Origin of the sequence: Aeromonas aquatica, assembly GCF_000764655.1 — a bacterium.
Taxonomy (GTDB): domain Bacteria; phylum Pseudomonadota; class Gammaproteobacteria; order Enterobacterales; family Aeromonadaceae; genus Aeromonas; species Aeromonas aquatica.
Genome location: NZ_JRGL01000143.1, coordinates 1 through 1,740, shown reverse-complemented (window position 1 = coordinate 1,740; position 1,740 = coordinate 1). Strand labels below are relative to the sequence as shown.

The 1,740-nt window shown below is 40.1% G+C and carries 2 protein-coding genes; one reads left to right on the top strand and one right to left on the bottom strand.

All coding sequences use genetic code 11. The features are described 5' to 3' along the window. On the bottom strand, nt 1-1,084 hold a 1,084-nt coding region (locus tag LG30_RS22245; RefSeq protein WP_202963169.1), incomplete at its 3' end, for a DUF6602 domain-containing protein. 520 nt (nt 1,085-1,604) lie between these two features. On the opposite strand from LG30_RS22245, the gene LG30_RS23035 reads away from it, so the two are divergent. Continuing rightward, nucleotides 1,605-1,740 (top strand): DUF7669 domain-containing protein (locus tag LG30_RS23035; RefSeq protein WP_033132198.1); only part of this gene is annotated, 136 nt, incomplete at its 3' end.

The following is a 1,740-nucleotide window of genomic DNA, read 5'->3' as shown; positions in this document are numbered from 1 at the left end:
GTATAGACCTCCATTCTGGTTCACCAGAGATAGATTTATTTTCCCATTGCCTCTTAAAGTCTTCCCCTAATACATCTATATTCCATGAGTAGCAATATGATTTGAATGATGACTCGAACGGATACATGGCTTCTGCAGAATCAGAATCGACAATCCCCTCTCTGAAAAGCATATAAAACAATCTGGATATAAAAGCACCTAGCACTTGATCTCTAGGAGGGATCGCCAGCGTCCTAGCTAACATGCTAGCATTTTCCTTTCCTACGCCTACGGACAAATTATTATAATAGTAGAGTTCGATATCATCTAAAAAATCAACCGGCCAATTTTTTGAGTAATTAATACTTTTTGATGCCCCCAGAAAAAAAGAGTCCGCAACAAGAACTAAATCTACTGCTTGGCTAGGATGACGCGGATTGCCGAGTTCTCTAAGGGCCTTGAGCATAGAGTCAGATTCTTTCCAGTTACTCATTAAATTTTTATGCTCGGTTGGTATTTTTTTTCCTGACATATTGCTAGATAAGGATAAAACCCCATATATTATTTTTCCAAATAGAACCGATCTTGGTGTACCATAGCGAGGGCAAGGTCTCAACAATGCAGCAGTATTAGCTATTTTCTTTAAATATTCTTTTTTTAGCGTAAGTTTTACTTCAAAAGCAGCAACCACATACTCATGAGAGATATATGTTCTAGGAAATGGCTTTGGCATGTCTTTGATCACAATGATATCTATTTGAGGTGATTCATCACCATTTTCCAAAATAATACGGCCACCACTACACACCTCGAGATTTTTTGGCAAGTATTCCGTTAAAAAATCAATGAACAATTGTTCGCACTCTTTTCCGGCAGTTCCGCTATCATTATTAACTACTGATTGCAAAAAATTATATTTAGCGGAGAAACGGTCTCGTGCAGGATCTAAAGCGGATAACATCAAATTCACTTTAGAAAAATGTATAGATGACTTAAATTCCTCATCCATCTTTTTTTCGAAAACTTCTATATATCTGGCACTTTCATCCTTAGCTCCGACATTTAACTCAGGCTCTGACCCTACATTACCAGAAACAATGTTCATTCCAATACGTCCTTTAAAAATAACCATATTCAGCAAACTAGCGAGAAATTCTTACTGTTGCCCCCGTCTCACATACACTGATAAAAAATAGGCAGCCATCGGGGTCAGCTCGGGATGCCGGACTTAGCAAAAGACGGCACCTCCACCGCTCTTGGCTGGAAATGTGTATGACATATGAGATAAGCGAATTGGCATCCTTCTAATGTGGCATAGCAGCCTTTGTATCACATTCACACATTGGGCGTTCTATCTTGTGCATCACATGGGTACACCAATACTGAACCTTTCAATCTGTGATCTCCTCCTAACTTAGCTCTCAATATACTCAATAATTGGAACAATATGAGTTATGATTTTTGCACGGTTCCCAAGATCCATGCAAGGCCTACCCATGACAAGGAACTGTCATCTGAACACTGGTAAAAATCAGCATCTAGGGGCTGAAACCTAAGGGCGGTAGCTACTCCGATCTACTTATCTTCTCTAAGCCCCTCCCCCCGATAGAAGTGGAAAATCCTAAATGGCGACATTGAACGAAAAGCCAGTACGTTTATTGATGCACGATATGATCGTTTCCATGGGTCTGAAACCCGGAGTCCCTTTCCTCCGAGAGCAAGCAATCCAATGGTTCAAAGAACACTATCCGAACGTAAAGC